The sequence below is a fragment of the Natrialba taiwanensis DSM 12281 genome, from assembly GCF_000337595.1.
Taxonomy (GTDB): domain Archaea; phylum Halobacteriota; class Halobacteria; order Halobacteriales; family Natrialbaceae; genus Natrialba; species Natrialba taiwanensis.
On sequence record NZ_AOIL01000009.1, the window covers coordinates 242,755 to 261,988 of the forward strand.

15 protein-coding genes are annotated in these 19,234 nt (G+C 61.9%); 5 read left to right on the plus strand and 10 right to left on the minus strand.

Annotated elements, in window-relative coordinates; all coding sequences use genetic code 11:
- Positions 1-401: 401 nt before the first annotated feature.
- Positions 402-1,196 carry a helix-turn-helix transcriptional regulator gene (locus tag C484_RS01975; RefSeq protein WP_006824304.1) on the minus strand — a complete coding sequence of 265 codons (795 nt, stop codon included), beginning with the start codon at positions 1,194-1,196 and terminating at the stop codon, positions 402-404.
- A 224-nt stretch (positions 1,197-1,420) separates the two neighbouring features.
- On the opposite strand from C484_RS01975, the gene C484_RS01980 reads away from it, so the two are divergent.
- The 4 genes from C484_RS01980 (at position 1,421) to C484_RS01995 (ending at position 6,103) form a co-directional block, all read left to right on the plus strand.
- The gene (locus C484_RS01980) at positions 1,421-2,383 is read left to right on the plus strand and encodes a DMT family transporter (RefSeq protein ID WP_006824305.1); all 963 of its coding nucleotides are present in this window, start codon (positions 1,421-1,423) and stop codon (positions 2,381-2,383) included.
- A 269-nt stretch (positions 2,384-2,652) separates the two neighbouring features.
- Positions 2,653-4,317 carry an MBL fold metallo-hydrolase gene (locus C484_RS01985; RefSeq protein ID WP_049914969.1) on the plus strand — a complete coding sequence of 555 codons (1,665 nt, stop codon included), beginning with the start codon at positions 2,653-2,655 and terminating at the stop codon, positions 4,315-4,317.
- A gap of 140 nt (positions 4,318-4,457) precedes the next feature.
- Positions 4,458-4,895 carry a MarR family winged helix-turn-helix transcriptional regulator gene (locus tag C484_RS01990; protein WP_006824307.1) on the plus strand — a complete coding sequence of 146 codons (438 nt, stop codon included), beginning with the start codon at positions 4,458-4,460 and terminating at the stop codon, positions 4,893-4,895.
- On the plus strand, positions 4,892-6,103 hold the full coding sequence (locus C484_RS01995) for an MFS transporter (RefSeq protein WP_006824308.1): 1,212 nt from the start codon (positions 4,892-4,894) through the stop codon (positions 6,101-6,103). Before C484_RS01990 ends, C484_RS01995 begins: the two co-directional genes overlap by 4 nt.
- Before the next feature lie 97 nt (positions 6,104-6,200).
- On the opposite strand, the gene C484_RS02000 is transcribed toward C484_RS01995, so the two are convergent.
- The 9 genes from C484_RS02000 to C484_RS02040 all read right to left on the minus strand — a co-directional run bounded on the left by C484_RS02000 (position 6,201) and on the right by C484_RS02040 (position 18,525).
- Positions 6,201-9,536, minus strand: a complete 3,336-nt coding sequence (locus tag C484_RS02000; protein ID WP_006824309.1) for a DUF7286 family protein — start codon at positions 9,534-9,536, stop codon at positions 6,201-6,203.
- Positions 9,533-10,612, minus strand: a complete 1,080-nt coding sequence (locus tag C484_RS02005; RefSeq protein WP_006824310.1) for a DUF7284 family protein — start codon at positions 10,610-10,612, stop codon at positions 9,533-9,535. The genes C484_RS02000 and C484_RS02005 overlap by 4 nt, the downstream gene beginning before the upstream one ends.
- Positions 10,609-11,109, minus strand: a complete 501-nt coding sequence (locus C484_RS02010; RefSeq protein ID WP_006824311.1) for a DUF7285 family protein — start codon at positions 11,107-11,109, stop codon at positions 10,609-10,611. Before C484_RS02010 ends, C484_RS02005 begins: the two co-directional genes overlap by 4 nt.
- Complete coding sequence (locus C484_RS02015; RefSeq protein WP_006824312.1) at positions 11,087-12,142, minus strand: DUF7283 family protein; 1,056 nt, start codon at positions 12,140-12,142, stop codon at positions 11,087-11,089. The genes C484_RS02010 and C484_RS02015 overlap by 23 nt, the downstream gene beginning before the upstream one ends.
- A 100-nt stretch (positions 12,143-12,242) precedes the next feature.
- A complete protein-coding gene (locus tag C484_RS02020) occupies positions 12,243-14,000 on the minus strand; it encodes a hypothetical protein (protein ID WP_006824313.1) in 1,758 nt (585 codons plus the stop codon).
- Positions 13,997-15,916, minus strand: a complete 1,920-nt coding sequence (locus C484_RS02025) for an ATPase, T2SS/T4P/T4SS family (protein WP_006824314.1) — start codon at positions 15,914-15,916, stop codon at positions 13,997-13,999. Before C484_RS02025 ends, C484_RS02020 begins: the two co-directional genes overlap by 4 nt.
- Positions 15,917-15,942: 26 nt before the next feature.
- Positions 15,943-16,407: a DUF7311 family protein gene (locus C484_RS02030; protein WP_006824315.1), complete on the minus strand. Its 465-nt coding sequence runs from the start codon at positions 16,405-16,407 to the stop codon at positions 15,943-15,945.
- Positions 16,404-17,279, minus strand: coding sequence for a DUF7310 family coiled-coil domain-containing protein (locus C484_RS02035; RefSeq protein WP_006824316.1), 876 nt, complete (start codon positions 17,277-17,279; stop codon positions 16,404-16,406). The genes C484_RS02030 and C484_RS02035 overlap by 4 nt, the downstream gene beginning before the upstream one ends.
- 175 nt (positions 17,280-17,454) lie before the next feature.
- Positions 17,455-18,525 carry an ATP-binding protein gene (locus C484_RS02040; protein WP_006824317.1) on the minus strand — a complete coding sequence of 357 codons (1,071 nt, stop codon included), beginning with the start codon at positions 18,523-18,525 and terminating at the stop codon, positions 17,455-17,457.
- A 102-nt stretch (positions 18,526-18,627) separates the two neighbouring features.
- Between C484_RS02040 and C484_RS21940 the strand changes: the two genes are divergently transcribed.
- Complete coding sequence (locus C484_RS21940) at positions 18,628-19,140, plus strand: DUF7382 domain-containing protein (RefSeq protein ID WP_083867267.1); 513 nt, start codon at positions 18,628-18,630, stop codon at positions 19,138-19,140.
- Positions 19,141-19,234: the final 94 nt, after the last annotated feature.

The window sequence follows — 19,234 nt, forward strand, 5'->3', positions numbered from 1 at the left end:
AATCCGCAAGACATGGAGTCGATAACGGTAGTACACCTGCAAACCCACGCTAGACACGGACTCAAACGGTCCTGAATCCGCGAGCAGCGAAAATTCGTCCGCTTCAACACCCCCTCACGCGGGTGAACGTCTTCGATGGCACAGTAGTCACACCACATTCGATGGAATGGCGTTTTACGTTGGAATCGCGTAACTAGAAGTCCTCAAAGCGCCTCAGTCGAAAAAGGAGTCGCTCGACAGTACCGATCGGAGAGGCCAATCGAAGGTGGAAAGAGACAACCGAGAACGAACTCTCGGCGGACGACGATAGCTGGGAAGAGAGAGCTAAACAGTGTCTGCTTGCGTTCACTCCTCAAATCGACGCAAATCCGAATCGGGGATGAGGCGTCTCAAATATGGATTCACTCGAGGAGATCCGCGGAACTGAGCGGCGCTGCGTTCTGCCAGTACTGGGCGTGCTTCTCGCGGGCCCACGAGACCACAGCCTCGTTGTCGGTATCTATCGCACCCTGAAGAACGCCCGCCTCGTCGCGTAGCATGAAGTGAACGACATCGTCGGCGATCGTCACGGCATACGGAATCCGATCCTCGTGAAGGCGAATCTCGGCCCCATCAGCCGCGACTAATTCCTGGAGCGGTTGTCGGAGCATCGAATCCTGCGCGATCGCATCTACTGCCGTCGGAGAGAACACGCCGGTGAAGTGCTGGTCTCCGCCAATCACGTGCTCTCGGATAATATCGAGACTCTGTTCGTTAAACGCATACGAGAAGATCGAGACCTGTTCTGATCCGGACAGTAACGAAAGAATCCGCTGAACCGGCGCGTTCGGTCGCATTTGGCTGGGTGTCGTGATAGTGGCGTCAGTAAGGCAGCGAAAATCGAACTCCATCTCCTCCGTCGGCAACCACTCGATTATCTCGCGCAGGTCGGCTTCCGCGTCGAGTGTGTCCCAGAGGTTCGTGAACGCTTCGGCGACGAGTTCACCGGTGGCCGTTGCAGTGTACGTGTCCCCGTCGTACGAGACCCATCGCCGCTTTTGCAGATCGTTGAGAACGCGACTGAGCGTTGGCTGGGAGGCATCGATCTCCGCCTGGAGCTCGCGGCGAGTATACGCATCGTGACTGAGCACTCGAAGGGTTTCAACCCGGTTAGCAGACAGCGCAAGGAATTCGATCTCGTCGAGTGCCGAATCCATGGCGGCGTTTGGTCCCGATTACGGTTAACTGTTTTCACGGTATGAATAATAATCAACGAGCGAATACGAGGCGAGCCTGCTCACTATTTCAATAATTGCATGGTATTCTAAATAGATACAAAATCCCGGCCGACGTACGCTGAGACAGATGACTGACTCTATCGCACTGCAAACGGATGCCTCCGTTTCTCTAGAATCGCTGATCGTCTGGAGGGAAGCATAGAATGGCACCGTCGACGAAGCGAACGCTCGTCTGTTTCGTCATTGCAAGCCTTTGTTTCGGCGGCACGTACGTCGCCGCAAAAGCTGGACTGAGCTACTTTCCACCGCTTCTCTTCGTCGCGTTCCGGTTCGACATCGGGGCGTTGCTGCTGCTCGGCTACGTGCTGCATCGCTTTCCTCGAAGCGAACTACTACCGAGAACGCGGGCTGATATCGCATCAATCCTCGCTGCTGGTGTGTTTGCGATCGGACTCGCGAACGCGTTCATCTTCATCGGACAACAGTTCACGACCAGTGCAGTGAGTTCGATTATGTACAGTCTGAATCCCATCCTGACCCCGGTATTTGCAACCGTGATGTTGGCAGATGAAGAGATTTCAAAATACGGGGTCGGCGGATTGCTACTCGGTCTCGTCGGCGTTACACTTGTTGTCAATCTCGACCCAACGAACATATTCAGTGGTGCAGTCGTCGGCAAGGCGATCGTGCTCACCGGCGCAATCAGTGGCGCACTCGGAAGTATCCTCATCCGCTCCGCGGATGCATCCCTGCCGAGCACGGTACGCACTGCGTGGGCCGTCCCGGTTGGCGCAGTGTTGTGTCACAGTCTCAGCCTGGTAACGGGAGAAAAAGCTGCCGCAGTCGCATGGACCCCAACAGCACTCATCGCACTTGGATACCTCGGCGTGTTCTCCGGTGCGATCGCCTTCATCGCGTATTTCAGTCTCTTAGACGATATCGGCGCGATCCGAGGGAATCTGATCTTCTACGTCGTACCGGTCGTGGCGACACTCGGCGGCTGGGTTCTCCTCGGTGAGACTATCTCCGCCTGGACGTTCGCTGGGTTCCTCGTGATCTTCGCCGGATTCGCGCTCATCGGTCGCGGCCCGTTACTGACCGAACTCACGAGAGTTCACCAGAGCCTCACCGAGAAGCACACCGGACGACACTCCAGAGACGGATAACCGGCGGGGCAGAAGCAGCGAGCAATGATCAAGTCTCTCGTCTGTCCGGGACGGAGCACCCGATCCGTTCGGCTGAAAGAGGAGAGGGGATGAGGAGGTTCGCGGAGACGGTTCCGGTATACCGGACATCACCCCGCGAGGGCCAACCGAACTCGAAGCGACGGTCGATCGAGTTCACCATAATAGCCCGATTTGTTGGTTCTGTCCAATTTATAATCTAACTAATATGAATGAATATAAATACAGTCGACCGGAAGTGCCGATGAGAGATACGCGTTTCCTATCAACACACAAACATTCGGAGCGGGAACGAATCTACCCTCCTCCGATTCACGGCTGCCGATGGGACACGCGCCTGCGTTCTCGTCGATGCCGGTGGCGCTGTCGATCTCGATTCGGCACTCGGCGACGACGAGTATCTGAACGCAATTTTACTCACACACGCACATATCGATCACTATCGGTCGCTCGCGAGAAATGTCCGACACAATGCGCCGATCTACACCTCGCCGGCAACAGCGACGCTCCTCGAACAGACGCTCTCGGAGGCGCAGAAAGACAACGATCTCGGGGAGATTTCGAAGGCGTTGGACGCGGTCGAACCGATCGACGACTGGACGGCGATTCTGGCCAATCTCGATGTTCGACCCGTTTCCGCAGGCCATACACCCGGTGCAGCCGGGTTCGTCGTTCGCTTCCGAGACCGGACCGCCGCTGATGACCTCCTGAACGGCGAACAGCACATCCTCGCGACGGGAGATTTTACGATGCGTCCCTGTGCCGGCTTTCCGGAGCTACAGACGACATATCCGTTCGATATTGATGCCGTCCTTCTGAACGCCTCGACCGAGGACACCTATCGGACCGCGCTCAACGAGTCGCTGCAGACGGTTCTCGAACGAGCGTACGCCGGCTCGCAGGTCGTTATTGCGACGAGTTCACTGACCGGGCTCCACTACGCGATACTGCTGGGACACACCGCGGCGGCACTCGATCGCGAGCTCCCGATTACGATGGTCGGACAGGCCGCCAAACTGTACAACGCGCTCGAGTTAGACGATCCCGGGATCGAGACACGAGAAGTGTTCGAGCGGACTGCGACGGTGCTCGAACAGGGACGGGTGACGATCGCCGGGCCGGAGACGCCACAGAAAGGAAGCGCGGCTCGACTGTTGAACGCGGTTAAAGACGATCCGACCGGTGTTTTCGTCCAGCTCGCAACGGGCGACGCCGCGCCGGTTGCGAACGTGAGCTGTACGACACGGTATATCGAACTCCGGAACCATCCGTCGATCGAGACGATCGACCGGGTCGTTCGCGAGCTGGCACCCAAACAGGTCGTGATCAAACACGCGGTGGGAGACACGCTCAAACGGTTTCAGCGCCGCTTCGATCACTGTTTTACCTGGGGAACGAACGATGAAGAAATCCATCGACTCTACGAAGCAGGGGAGTGGCAGGCCCCGGAATGGATCGCAGAAACGGCTGCAACGCAAATTCGGACACGACAGTGGGAGCGGGCACAGAACCAGCCGTTCGATCCCGATGGAATGCGCTCACCTGTTCGAAGGGATGCAGTCGATCTCGAGGCGGAGGGTGTTGATCTCGACGCGCTCGAGACCACGTTTGGACGAACGTCGACGGATCCGTATTCGACATCAACTTCCGACGACGATGTGACCGCTGTCGAGACTAAGGAGAATCGTCCGCAACGAGGGGGAGGAGACTCGATCGAGGCCGAACTCCTTGCGCGTCTCGAGGCGATCGAAACGAAACTCGATCTCGATCGCTCCGAGGAGACGGTACGGGCGCGCGTACTCTCCGATGGAAACGGTGAACAGCTCCTGTATCTCCTGGAACAGGCCGATATCGAGGCCGGCGATATCATCGAAATCAGCGTTTCTGGAGCGGATACTGGAGAGACACAGCGATAAGAGTCCCCGGCAGCGACGACAGTTGTCTCCGTTCGCGAGAGGGGTCAGTCATCAGCGCCGCGTCGAGTCGGAAGCGACGAGCCGACCGGGCGCGACCCGAAGTCGTCTCAATTAAGTTGCGCCAGCAACTATCTTCGGGTGTGACTCACGACGAACTCGCGTGGCACGTCTCGCTGGCAGGCCGCGCGCTAAGCAGCCGGATTCAGGATCGGCTCTCCGAGCACGGGCTCGGGCACGGCGAGTATCGCATCCTGTTTGCACTGTACGATGAAGAGGGACTGACCCAGACCGATCTGGTAGCGCGCCACCACCTCGACAAGTCGGTCGTCGCCCGCGTCACCGACCGACTCGAAGAGAAAGGATACGTCGAGCGACGTCCGGACCCGGATGACGGGCGTCGCAAGCGGCTGTTTCTCACCCCTGCAGCCGAGGCGTTACGCGACGATGTCCGGGCGATCAAGGACAGCGTCGAGGCCGAAATCACCCAGGACCTCGACGACGCGGAGGTCGACGCGCTTGTCACCGGCCTGCGGACTGTAGCCCGAAATCTCGGCGCCGAGTCGGAGGACGATCGATGACCAAGCCCGTTAACACCGCCGCCACGAACTCGCTCCGGCGGCCGGGGGTGGCGCTGTGGGTCGTCATCGCGTCGGCCACGCTGACGGTGATGGCCGGTGCCATCCTCGGACCGGTCATCAACCAGATCCAATCCGGGCTGCGCGTCCCTCAGTCGCAGGCGGGGCTCATCATCACGACCCACGGGCTGTTCATCGTCCTTACCAGCCCGTTTGCGGGTTCAATTATCGACCGCGTCGGGCCGCGTCGGCCGTACATCGCCGGCCTCTTCGTCTACGCCGTCGCCGGCGCTGCGGGGTTGGTCGTCGAGTCGTTCCCGCTGTTGCTCGCCTCGCGGGCAGTTCTCGGTATCGGCGTCGCGTTCGTCTACACCGGCGTGACGGTGCTTATCTACAACCTCTTCGAAGGTGACCGCAAGGACCGCGCGATGGGGCTACGCGGGAGCGCCAACAGCCTCGGTGCCGCGATCTGGCCCCTTGTAGGCGGCGCGCTCGGGTCGCTGTCGTGGCACGCTCCGTTCGGGGTGTACGCGATCGCACTTCCGCTTGGTCTTCTCGCGCTCGTTACAGTCCCCGAGACCGCCCTCGGCGGACGCGGCGGCGACGTTGAGGACGGTGGCCTCGCCGGTCTACTTGCAGTATTCGCCGCAACGCCGCTTCTGCTGTTAGTCTACGGTCTCTACTTCGTCGCGAATCTCCTGTTGTATGCGTACACGGTCTACTACCCCGGCCTGCTCGCGACGTTCGGCGTCGAGTCATCGCTGACGATCAGTCTCTACCTAGCGGCACTCGGCCTCGCCGGCGGGGGGAGCGCTTATTTCTACGACCGCGTGAAGCGGCGGTTCGACTACCGACAGCTGACACTCGCCGCGCTCGCGTTGTGGACAGCGGGGTTCACCGTCGCGGCAGTCGCGGACAGCCGCCTCGTCGCCGCAGTACCGGTCGTTCTCTTCGGACTGGGCCAAGGACTCGCATTCCCCACCGTGTTACTCTGGGTCGAAGAACTCGCCCCCGCCGACAGAAAAGGGCAGTACAGCTCCTACATCGCGATGTTCGGCTACGTCGGGCAGTTCCTCTCACCGGTGGTTCTCAGCCCCGTTGCAGGCGCGTTCGAGGTCCACGCCGTCTTCGCCACCGCGGCCGCGTTCACCGGCATCTCGGCCGTCGCGGTCGGAGCCGCTCGGCTCTACCCCGTGGACGAAAGGGCGTGAACGACGCAAGGGCGAGACCTCAGCCCTGAACCCTGATCGAGTGATGAGAGATGCTTCCGCCCACCACGACAGACAACCAGTCCCCAGTCCCTGAAGACTACCCACCGGTAGCGGAGGGATACGCACACTCTCGTTCGATCGTCGTCTCCGCCTCGGCGGGATCGAATCCCGGACCAGTCTGATCCCAGGTCGGCGAACACACGGTTTGTCCGTCATGTTCCGGGTCCGTATCCGCAACTGCCGGAATACCACCGCTCGAGACGACTCCCCCCGGCATCACGACGATTACCTCGGTCGTACTCTCGAACTCGATCGGTTCGTTCGTTCCAAGTTCGAGTTCAGTGCCGTCGTGGAGTTCGACTGTGATCGGTCGGTGCTCGCGAACGTAAGTCAATCGCCCGGTCTCGCCTGGATCACTAATTGTGGCACCGACCTCGAATCGGGCGTACTCGCCCCGGATCGTCGTATTCCAGGTGTTGGCCTGCAGCAACCACATCGATGGCGGCGTGGGGATCACCGGCAGTCCCGGCCACCGGTTCCGGTTCATACTTTGAATCGTCAGTGGCGCGTGTTCAGTTTCGGCGTCGACATCGGTGATCGTCGCATTCGCCGGCCGAACGGCCGGATCCTGCGTTCCGGAGATGTTCTCGTGGGTTAGATACGTCGGCGACCCCGCGACTTCGTACTGGGCGTCATCGAGCACCGGCGAGCCCTCGATCGATTCGGGATTGTACTCGACATCGGCGTTCAACACGTCCTGTACGAACCCGAGCAGATCATCGCCAACGCCGACCGCCGGCTCACCCATCTCGTCGACTTCGTCCTCGATATCGCCGACTCGCCCTTCGTACTGGGCAGCAACCACATCGAGATACGAGTAGAGCCGATCGAAATACGCCTTGCGCACCTGCGCCGTGAGGAATTCCTCCGGCGTCTCGAACGAGTCGTTCGGCCCCGACGCAGAGAGGTTCCGGTAGACGAACTCGTCTTCGACCGCTTTGACGTGATCGATCGCACCGGACACCGGATTGGCGTCCGTATCCAACAACTCGGTTCGGTCAACAGTGTACGCGTTCTCCTCGTCCTCGATCCACGTGCTGAACTCGGTGTGTGTGCGATTGAGTTCGTCGGAGAGATCCGTCTCTAACCCATATTGTTCGGTCACAGCGACCAACTCGTCGAGTTCGTAGGTCTCGTCGAACTCGTCGTCGATAACGGCCTCCTCGAATGCGGACTCGATCGCACCGGTCTTCGTCGTCCCGGAATCACTGCCAAAATCGGTGGTCCGAGACTGGAGTGCATCGACGTTTTGCTCGAGGTCGCGCTCGACCGAGCCGTAGTAGCTGACACCGTCCGTCACGTCGAGAACGGAATCGATGAGCGCCGCGTTGAACATCGTCTCATTGCTGAGCGACCCCGTCGATTGGAGGGCGCTAGCGCCACCGGCCGTGCCGGTCCCGTTTTCGGACTGGGACCTAGATTGAGATTGAGATTGAGACTGAGACTGGGTCGAACTCGTATTGGAGTCGCGTGCAGGCAGCTGAAGATGTAGATAATCGCTCTCGAGAGCCGGTTCTTCCTGAATAACGAACGTGTCGTCGTAAAGCCCCTCCTCCCGGAAGTCGTACTGGCCCTCGATCGAAAGCCCGAGACGGGCCGAAACGTTCGCCGTTTCGGTTCTCGTGACCGATCGTCGTTCGCCGTACTCGCTCGCGTTGGCTGGGTCATCGTGTATCCACATCTCGATGGCGTCGAGTTCGAGTTCGGCGTCTACGTCGAGTTCGTGAATCGTCCGGTCACTCGAGGCCGACGTCCCATCGGGATGTGGAAACGCCTCGTGGGTCGCGTCGCTGTCGCGTACCTCGGAAATATCGACGGAGAACGTCTCGAGCGAGTGATTGGTCGTCGGTGGTGGACCCGCTGACGGCGTGCGCCCGGAGAGCCTCGCGTTCCCATCGCTCGTGTCGATGTCGATCTCGTAGAGTTCTTCCATGAGTCGTTGAATGCTTCGACCATCGTTCTCGATATCGGGTGTACCCGCCTGATCGACGGTCTCTTCGACATCGTCCCGGTATTCGTCCGGAACCTGATCGACGACTGCGTCCGTGCGGTCTTCGAAGAACTCAGTAACATCCATCGTCTTATCGTGGAGTACCTGATACTGGTAGTACCGATAGGATGCCTCCGACAGGTCGGCGATTGGAATCTCCTCGGCCTCGTTCATCACGTCCATCTCGCCGAGTCCCTCCTGAATCAGTTCCGAGAGCGGCGGCATGTCGGGGAGTTCACCGGTTGCCTGATCCCCGAAGAGCCACTGCTGGACCGCACCGCCGTCACAGAGTTGGGTTTCGATATCGATGCTCTCGTTGTCCCGAGTTTCGTTCGTAACCTCGCCCATGCCGAACTCGTCGGTATCGATGATGCTACTGTCCCCACTCTCGCCCGAATCGTCACCGTCCCCGCTCATCGACTCGCCCATCTGGTATGCCATGCAGACGTATCCTGGCCGTAACGTCCGTTGTGCGTACGGGTCTCGGGTTCCGAAAACGTCCTCCTGAATGGCGAAAATCGCGTGGTTCGTGAGAACTTCCGTATGTCCCGGCTCGAGCACCCGGCCGAAATCGTGACTCTCCGGTGACGCCGTCTTGTGCATCCGATCCCAGCCGGATTTGAAATAGGCGAACGGATACAGACGAGCGGCCATGTGCTGGCCGAGACTCTCGAGTTCAGTATCGATCCCGGCATCGAGAAAGCCCTCGTTGAGTCGGCTCTCGTACGTCGATGTCCGCTCGTTCAGTTGCATGACCGGTGAGCCGACGGTTACCGAGAGGTCTCTGGTTTCGGCTGGAAGGTTTCGTCCGCCGGTTTCGGCGTCGACCTCCACATCGTGAAGCGTCACTTCGAGCAGGCCGGCTTCGAGTGCGGTTGCAGAGTCGTCGCCGATCGTCAAGTCGACGGCGTTGATCGCTTCGTCCGGCGAGACGCCGTCCTCGCCGTCCGCGGTGACCGGTGGAATCGACACCGTCGAGGCGGTCTCGGAGCCGACCCGCTGCCCCGCGGCGGGAAGTCGATCGTGTGCCTCGAGATAGATGCGGAGTTTGAGGTAGTTCTCGAGATTGACCGGCTGATCGTTGTTCGGACCGATTGCTGTAATATCAGTGTCCGCGTTACTTGCGTTGATCAGCGGCGCGCTCACTACGTTGTGGCTAGCGTCGATCGCCGCCGATCGAAGCTCGGACTGGGCCGCCGTCTCGCTTCGATCCATGACGACCTCGACATCCTGCTCGATCACCGGGTCCGAACGCTGCTCGAGGGTGGCGACGATGGCGATACTCGAGACGAGCAACAGGACTGCGATCATCGCGAAGGGGATCCGTGCCCGGTCGTCGTCTGCGATCGATACGGTTCGTCGATTACGGGATCGGCTGGTCATTGATCAGTAACGTGAACGGTCAGGTCGACTGTTTCGATCGAGACGTACTCCTCGAGATACGGTACTGCTGCGGTTGTGAACTCGTCTTCGTCGGGGTGGGCCGCAAAGAGCCGATCGAGTTCATCGCGAATCGGATCGTCGCGCATATCCTCGGCAATCGGATCGGCCACGCCGGCCGCAAGCTGTTCGTTTGCAGCGCTAGCGTCGGGGTTGACGCCGGTGATTTCCTCGTCAACAGCCGCCTTGAGATCGTCTCCGCCGAACGCAAGCGCCAGTTGTCGATAGTCATACACCGTCACCGCGTTCTCGGTCCGCGTCGATTCGAGTGCGTACTGGGTCTCCGCGACCGGAAACATCGCCTCGACGATCAGTTCCGCGAGCGTGTCGGCCGTACCGTCGACCCCCGCCGACCCCGCTGCTCGCGCATCGTAAAATGAACTCGCGAGTGCCTCGTAGTCATCCTGGTCGGCACCGGCCATCCTCGTCGATACCGTGACGGACGTACTCGAGACATCTGCCGTCCGTGGCGGGCGGTCTCCGGCAGTTGCAGTGCCGCTGATCGAACTGTTCGCGTAGGGTTCCCACGTCGCCACGACGTAGATCGAATCGTCACTCCCGACCAGTTGGCCGCGGATAGCCGCATCGACCGACGATTCGACATCGTCTGCGTATGCGAGTGGCTGTTGCCCGTCGTATTCGACGCCGACGAGCGCCGACTCAGCTACCAGCGCACTGGCCGAGTTGTAGGTCGTCACCCGATACAACTCTGGACTCTCGTCAGGATCGAGTCCGTCCGGGACCTCGAAGTTGTCACTGTCGACCGGTGCGTGACCCGACTCGTTCTCGGCCGTCATATCGTAGGTGATCGTGATCGTCGACCCGGAGAGCGTCTGGGAGGCTCGATCGGCGCGCGTCCCGTCGACGGAGTCGTCGTCACTGTGGAGATAGACCCCGATCATCACCACGCAGGCGCTGATGATCAACAGCGCCAGCGCAACGTCCATCACCGTCGAAATAGCCCGGTCGCGGCTCCGGCCGCCCGCGAGTTCAGCGGGAGGATCGCGAGTTCGGCTCACCAGACGCTCACCCGAAGCGTGCCGGCGCGAACGTCGGCCTCGTTTTCGACGGCGACCGGGATCGACTGGGTTGCGACGGACGCCTCGTCTGGAACGCCCTCCGATTCGACGTAACGTTCGAGTGCAGCGACATCCGCGCGGTCGGTCTCGTCGGGAAATCCGGTCGGAAACGCGCCCGTCGCGACCGCTCGTTCGCGGTCGCCATCGACCGCGGTCACCTCGACCGCAACCGTTGCGCCGGCCGGAAGCGCCGCGGACGTAACGCGATCCGAAAGCGGGGTGGCATCGTGGTGAGCGTAGAACACGCCGCCCTCCTCGATGTCGTCCCACACGCGGTCGATCGTCCGGTCGGCCGTCGCCGACTGGCTGGTTCCGGGGAGCACAGCCTGCATGGAAATCGCGTAGAGGCCGATCCCGATGACGACCACCGAGACCGCAACGATCGCGGCGATCGGTTCGGTCTGGGCTCTCTCCTTAGACCGCGACGAGCGTAACATAGTAGTTCCCTCCGTCGTTGCGGCCGATCGCCGGGTGCTCGTGGTCGAACTCCATGTCGCGTTCGACCTCGTTCGTCCACTCGACAGATCCGTCCGCGTACTCGAGTTCGCCGGACCCCGTCGCCGACGGCAGGTCACCGCTCGGATCGGTCGCCTCGACGGTGAACTCGATGGGATCGCGAGCCGGTTGGGACGATCTGAGACGGCCGAAATCCCTCGGAAGGGAGATGTCAATCTGACCGTCCGATCGTGGCCTGATAACGGTACTCGCGCTGCCGTGGTCGGTGGCAGCTAGCTCTGCTGTTTCGTCGAGCGGTTCCGGGTCGGGAACCGCCGGAGTGGGAACGGCATCGGGGAGGATATCGGACAGGCGATACTCCCCGTCCATATGGACGGTCGCCCGTCTGTCTTCGGGTCCGGTGTATGTAACCTGCATCGCGCCGATGTAGGGTTCCGGATCCCAGATCTGATCGGGAACGGTGCTGAGTATCGGCTCCCAGTCTTCGGTCACCTCGATCGTCAGTTGCTCCTCGACGGGGTCGAGTTCGTCGACGGCAGCGTCGACCGTGACCTGGCGGGCGCGAAGGTCGCCGTCGGCTCGGATCGGCCGCCCGGAGTTCTCGTCGAACGCCGATTCGACATCCTGCTGAAATTCGTCGAACGCGTGTCTGTCCCCGTCTGCAAGCGCCTCAGCGTACTCGTCTTTGAACGCGGCCCCGGCAGACAGATTCTCCAGGCGTTCGTTGCCGCGGACGGGGACGACGACGCCGTAGTCGACGCTCGCGTGAGAGGTGCCGTGGTCGTTTTCCATCGTGATCGTCCTGCGGTCGATCGTGACGGTCTCGGCGTCGTGCTCGGCAGTGGCACGTGCGGGATACTCGCTGGTCGTTGCGCCCTCGATCGTGGTCGCCGCTCGCTCGGCGTCGGGCGGTGGGCCGGTCGAGACGCCCAGTGCGAGCCCCGCAAGCGCGACGCTGACGATTGCGACTGCGACGTAGACGTACCACGCGTCAGCCGGCGCGTCCAGATCCATACCGCGTCTGTTTCGGCTTCGTATTTAAACTACAGTCGCGGAGCGGTGGGGCCGAGACGTGAAACGGAGAACGGAATCGTCGGTTGAGGTCCGGCACCCGCTACATCGGGCTGACGAGGACGACGTCGATCAGGGCGACGGTCAGGACGAACAACAGCATCGACGAGAGCAGCGTTCGACCGACGTGATAGCCGAACAGCGACCGGTCCATGCCGTACCGAAGGGCGTACGAGAGCGGCGTCATGATGAACGCGAGCAGGATCAGGTAGACGGCGACGACGACGCCGAGCTGTTCGATCGGCAGCGTACTCGCGTCGGCGAAGCCGTCGACGGTATCGAAGTTCTGGGCGGTGAGCATATCCGCCATCCCGACCGTCGCCCCGCCGACCATCGGGCCGAAGTACGCCGCGGTGTTGTCAAGCGTGCTCGTGACGCGCACGAGTTCGCGTTTCGTCTCGGCTTCGACCGTCTCGAGTTCTTCGAGGTGGTCGGCCATCGAGACGATGGCGCGGCCGGCGGGTTTGCCCTCGTCGCCGGCGATGGCGAGGAGGGCGGCCATGCTGTGTGCGCGCTGGCTCGGAATATCGCGAAGTGCGCCGTAGGGGCCGAGAAACGCCTCCTCGACGCTGGTGTGGAGGCGACGCTGGACGCCGGCGGCGTGATCGAACACCGCGCCGGTCTCGGCGGGAACGCGGTCGGCCGCGAGGTCGATCGCGGACTCGACGGATTCGCCCTCGGCGACCTGGCGGCCGACGATGTACAGAGCGTCGGTCAGGTGTTCTTCGACCGCCCGGACGTGATTTCGAAGCGAGAGAACGGGACTGTACACGGCGAGCAGCGCCGTTCCGAGACCGGTCCCGAGTCCGACGACTTCGGCGAGATACGCCGGGCCGAACGCCCCGACGAGCGCGTAGATGACCCCGCCAACGGCCACCCCCCAACCGGTGCGCAACCAGAGCCGATCCGGAAGATCGGGATGGCCCCGATCGATCGTCGGCGGCGGAAACGCGACCGGCCGCCGGACGAGCAGCCACAGCGACGCGCCGAGCAATCCGAGCGGCAATACGATCGTATAGAGGAGTACGAACATCCAGATATTGAGGTTGATGCCGGCCATCGGTGCGACCGGAACGAGGGCGATCAGCGCCAGCGGAAGCAGGATGCCGAACGCAAAGAGCATCGTCGTCGGTGCCCGAATCGCCGAGGTGAACTCGGCCATCTGGCTCCGCGTGCCGTCGAGAATCGCGGATAGCGCACGGTCGAGCGTGCGGCCGCGTTCGCCCTCGGGGGCGTCCTGTGCCGTCGCCAGGAGCGTCGACGACCGGCGGAGCGCAGGGAAGTGCGCCGACCACTCCTCGGCGAACGAGAGCAGGCCGGCGTGGGGCGTCCCTTTCGAGCGGTTGAAGTGCGCCTCGAGACTCCTGGCGAGCGGCCCGGTCCCCGTGTCGGCGGCGAACCGGATCGAGTTCTCGAGCGACGGCTGGATCTGCATGCGCAAGACGGCCCGGCCGATGAGGTTCGGTGTATCGCCGAGCGCTTCCGTTCGCCGGAACGCTGCTACCAGGTGCGGCCAGGAGTGGACACCGTGGATCGCCGCGAGCGCGGCGGTAATGACGAACACCGCGATGAAGGGGATCGGAACGTCGGCGAGCACCAGCGGGAGTGGTACCAACGCACCGAGCAGTCCCGCCCCGTAGCCGGCCCGAACGATCGTCGCGGCGTCGTAGGGGGCGTCGATGAACCGGACCGAATCGACGAGTGCGGCACTTGCATCGACATCGTAGGGGTACAGCCGGGCGAGGCCGCGAATGGCGAGGGCCGGGAAGCGGGCCCGATTCGAGCGTGCCACGACTGTCACCTCCGGTCAGCGTACGCCGCTGCGACTTCGGCCGGCGAGACGCGCCCGTCCGTGGCGAGCGTCGAGAGTAACGCCGTCCGGTCGGCGATAGCCGCGCGCACGTCGGCGTAGGCCTCCGTCGGGCCGGCAATCGCATTGACGAACCGGCTCTCACCGCGATCGATGCGGCCAGTCGGTGCTGCTGTGTCCCCGTCGAGTTCGTAGAGCGGTTCGAACCAGAGATCCTCCCCGGTACCACAGACCTCCTCGATGCGGGCGACGCGACGACTGCGTCCGGTCGGCGTGCGATAGGCGTCGACCGTAACGACCAGGTCGGTCGCGCTGAACGACGAAGGTTCGACCTTCAGGTCGGAGACGACGCGTTCGTAGACCTCGGTCGCGCCGTCGCCGTGGATCGTTCCCAAAACGGCGTTTGCGTTCGCACCGACGCGCATGGCTTCGTAGAGAACCTGCGCCTCCTCGCCGCGGATCTCGCCGACGACCAGCGCGCCGTCGCCGAGTCGGAGCGCCGTGTGTAACGCATCGGACGGCGTGATCTCCGGCCCGTCTCCGGTCCCGGTCCGAAGCGCCTGCACATCTCGGCCGACCGTCTGTAGCGGGCTAACCGGGAGTTCCGGCGTGTCTTCGATAATCACCGTCCGGGTATCCGGCGTCACCTCGTAGAGCAGCGTTCCGAGCAGCGTCGTCTTGCCCGACCCGCGGGTGCCCGCGATCAGCGCCGCTGCGTTCCGCTCGATTGCGGTCGAGAGAAAACCCGCGACCGGAGCCGGCATCGTCCCGTTGGCCACGAGACCCGGCAACGTGAACCGGTCGTCGGACTGCTCGCGGAAGGCGAAGCCGATCCCGTCCGCAACCGGATCCGTCACCCCCGCAATTCGCAGTCCACGATCGTTCGCCAACGACGCCGTCGCGTCGATCGTCGGCTTCGCACGCGAGAACGCTCGGCCGCTCGTCCGCCTGACCCGCGAGGCGAGCGCCTTCGCCCCCGTTTCGGTGAGGTGCACGTTCGTCTCCATCGCGACCCCATCGAACTCGATCCGGAGCGGATTCGCCGTGACCGGCGACGTGACGTAGACATCCGTCACCGCCGGGTCTGCGAACAGATCCTCCAGCACGCCGTAGCCGTCGGTATGCTTCTCCAACACCGCCGTCAACGTCGGATCGACCGGCTCGTCTGAGACGAACTCGATCGCCCGCGACGCGGCACGGTCCCCTTCGACCCACCCCTCCGCGATCGCCTCGTACCCGTCGACGACCAGCTCGCGTTCCCCCGGCGACAACGACAGATCCAACGCGTCGAGCGAGTACAGCGGCACTCGCTCCGCACGGTCGTAAACACGCGCCGTACTTCCGGTTTCGAGTTCGCGAACGTCGTCGAGACGAGCGGTCTCCGGGATCGATTGATCGACGTAATAGTACGCGACCGCCAGTCCGAGACGCGGCGAGAACACGTCGGTATAGTCGGAAGCGTCGGCGACGGCGTCTAGCAGACCGGATTCGATCGCCACGTCGCCGATCTCGTCGACCCGCGTCTCGAGACCTGCCGCTCCCTCGATCGGGTCCCGGGCAACCGCCCGCGCGAGTTCATCGTCGCGGTCGCCGAGCAGTTCGACGAAACGGCCTGCGGCACCGAGAAACGCAGTCTCTTCCCGATCGTACCGGTGTTTCAATCCGTCCGTGTGGACGACGATCGAAGACGCTTCGCGGGTCGCCAAGCGCTCAACGACGGAGTGCCGGCAGGCGGGCGACGCCGCGAGATTGCCGTTGCAGGCCGAGGCCTCGACCACCAGCGTTCTATCGTCGAACTCGAGTTCACAGTCGCAGTGACTCCCGGTCGACTCGCCGCCGTACAGTCCGTCGAGGCCGAGCCCCGCGAGCAGGGTCTCGACCGAACCGCCGGACGAATCAGATGACATACCCCACGCTGGACTCGGCTTCCGATTTAAACCCGCTCCGTGACGACGAGTGGATCACCCTGCTCGTCGGAAACGAGACGGAGACGTAACCGGTGGGTTCCGGCCCCGTCGAATGTCATTCGCGACGCCGTCCGATTCCGAGCGACGAGCCGCACGTCGAGAACCTCCTGATTTGTTGTCCCGTCGTCCAGCACATACCGGGCCATACTCGCGTCGACGTCCTCCTCAACCGGTTCGATCTCGACGTGTGAGACGCCCGTCGTCAGCAGTGACCGCTCGGGAATCGACACCTCGACGACCCGCTGCGGATCAGGATGGCCGGCAGGCGAAACCTCCTCGTTCGCAGCGAGATCGATCGCCGCAGCCTCGATATCCGACATCGCCGTCCGTACCTCCCGTTCGGTCGCCGCCGTTGAACTCTCGGCGAGCGCCAGACCCCCGAGCGCGAGTAGCGACACGGCGAGCAAGACGGCAAGGACGTATCGAATCATGAGAGTCGCGACCGGATCGAGTCGACCAGCCCGGTAGTATCGTCTCCGTTAGGATCGTCATCGGGGGAGTCGTCGGTCACGGAATTCGGGCGAGTAGCAGTATCAGTCGCCGCAGCAGTACCAGACTCAGCAGCCGTCTCAACGGTCGCGGTATCAGCAGTACCGGTGGTACCATCAGCAGTCCCCGTCGTAGCGTTCCCGCGGTTCTCACGCCGATCGGTCTCCTCACCAACTGCCAGTTCGACTGCGGTCTGGTTCGCAGATGACGCCGGTCGATCAATACCGTCGTCGACGAGCGACCGCTTCCCGTCGCCGAGAACCGCGGCTGCTGATCGTTCTGGCGACCCGGGAGGCGATTCTCCGACGAGTTGGTTCCCACTTTCGCCACCATCGCCAGCATCACCACCACCATCACCATCGGCAGCGGTATCGAACCCCTGACCCTCGCCCTCTCCTGCTCGATTCTCGGACCCTGTCTCGCCGCTGGTTTCCGTCTCGTCGCCGGCCACGGATCCCGCCGTATCGACAGCCGAGTCCTCGCCCGCAAGGAGCCCACCCTCGAGATCGTCGAGTTCAACTTCGAGCGCCTCGACGCGGCGTTCGAGCCGATCGACCGTCGCAACTGCGGTCGCCGACTGTCGCTCGACCTCGTCGTTGACCGCCTCGACGTTGCCGACGTACCCCTCGATCGACTGCACGGCCCCCTCGAGTTCTGCAAGTCGACGTTCGTGCTCCGAAAGCCGCGTTTCCAGGGTCGAAACGGTGTCGGCCAACGAAGCCAGTTCCGCCAACTCATCGAGTGCAACGTCGCCGTCGACGACGACGCGTTCGACTGCCGCCAGTCGCTGTTCGAGTCGGTCCCGGTCGGTCATCGCTGCACCTCACTGGGACTGGCCGGTCGCAACTGTCTCTGAGACTCGCGCTGTCCCACCGCCTGCAGCCACAACCGCAGCCAGACCCAGACACTCACGGCCAACCCCGACCGCGACAACGACCGCGACCACAACCTCGACCTCGATGACACCCACAACTGTCCCTGCATAGCGATCACTCGCGCTCACCCGCAGTGGCAGCGACAACGTCTCGCGCCCGCGGACTCCCGCCGCCATGTGGCGTATCCCGAAGCCGGACCTGCGCCGCATGAATCGTCTCCGTCGCATCATCGATGACGACCACCTGCCCGGGATCGGTCGGCAGCCGATCAGCAAGTGATTCGTTCATATACGTCGGCTGGGCCGCGTTCAAGGCGTCCAGATCCGCCTCGGCCGTCAGCCGATGGGAGAGCAGGATATCGGACTGAGAAATCGCGGTCTCCGTCACTGAACTCGGGCGCTGCGTTGCGAGGACGAGGCTGACACCGGGGGCGCGCCCACGGGTGAGAATCGTGTGCAACGCCGACTCTGCGACGCCGTCGAAGAACGTGTGCGCCTCGTCGATCATGAGCCACGGCAACCGATCGATCGCCTCGTCGATTCGGGCGCGGTAGAGCGCCTCGGCAACGCCGCGGCAGATCGCGTTCATCGGAGCCGAATCCAGCCCGGAAACATCGAGAATTGTGACCGCAGCGCTTGCGAGTTCAGCCGCACCGAGCCCGTTGGGGTCGAACACGTCCCACGAGTCCGCGAGCGCGAGATGATTCGTCGCCGCCCGTCTGTCGGTCTTCGGTGCGTCAGCCGTCTCGATGTGGTGTTGCATAGCCGCCAGTGACGCCGTCTCCTGGGCCGCCTGCCAGACGAGCCCCCCGGCACCGCTTTCGGGGGACAGCCCGAGCAGCGAACACCAAGACCGGGGATCGAGAACATCCGCTGTCACCGCCGGCTTTGCAACGATATCCACGGGAACGTCCTCACCATCAGCGGATTCAGCGAGCGTCGAAAAGACGCCCATCGGATCGACGATAACAGGTGCAACGCCTTGCACCCGGGCGAGTTCCTCCGCAACGACACCCAGCGTGAACGACTTCCCGTAGCCGCGTTTCCCGACGATCAACATTGCGTGTGGCCCATCGAGATCGACGTGCAGTGTCGCCCCCTCGCTTCCATCGAGCGCTCGATACCGCCCAAGATGGCCCGTCTGGTCGGTCTCAGCGTTTGCACCGCGACCGATAACGAAACTCATAGCGAGCGTTCGCTCGCTCTCATACTTGAAGTTTTACCCTCCTATTTAAGTTGCATTCTTCGTATAGTAAAACTTTAAGACAGATCACGAGCCAACAGGGGTATGGGCTCGAAACGCCGCCCACAGCTGAACTCGGTCTCGTCGGGTGATCGTCGTTCGTTTGCAGATGACGATCGCGCGATCGAGGGACTACCGATTCGGCTCGTGATCGCGCTCGTTATCGGTGTTGTATCGCTAGGGATAATGCTGCAGATACTAGGTGGTATTGATACGTTTGAAGGAGATACAGAAGTAGATGTAGAGTTTGAAGATGATGTTATAAATCTCGGTAATAACGATGATGGGAACGATTTTACTATTTCTGTTGTTGATAAAGATGGGAATGACGTTACAGATACAACAATAATCGCAACTGCAGGCGATGCACAAATGGACGGCACGATGGTTGATAGCACGGGAGAAGACTCTAATAAAGTGAAATTTACCTTTGCCGATGAAAATCTTCGGCTTCCACCGGATCAAGATACTGGAACTATTGAATTTGAGATACAACCACCATCAGGGACTAGCTGGGCTGATGAAGAGCCAAACAATGAATTATTAGTAGTCGAATGAGTTTTCGAGAATAAGAAAGAAAACATATAGATATATTCTTAACATTAGTTCATACATATTCGTACATACTCTGTACATAATCCCAACATAGAAA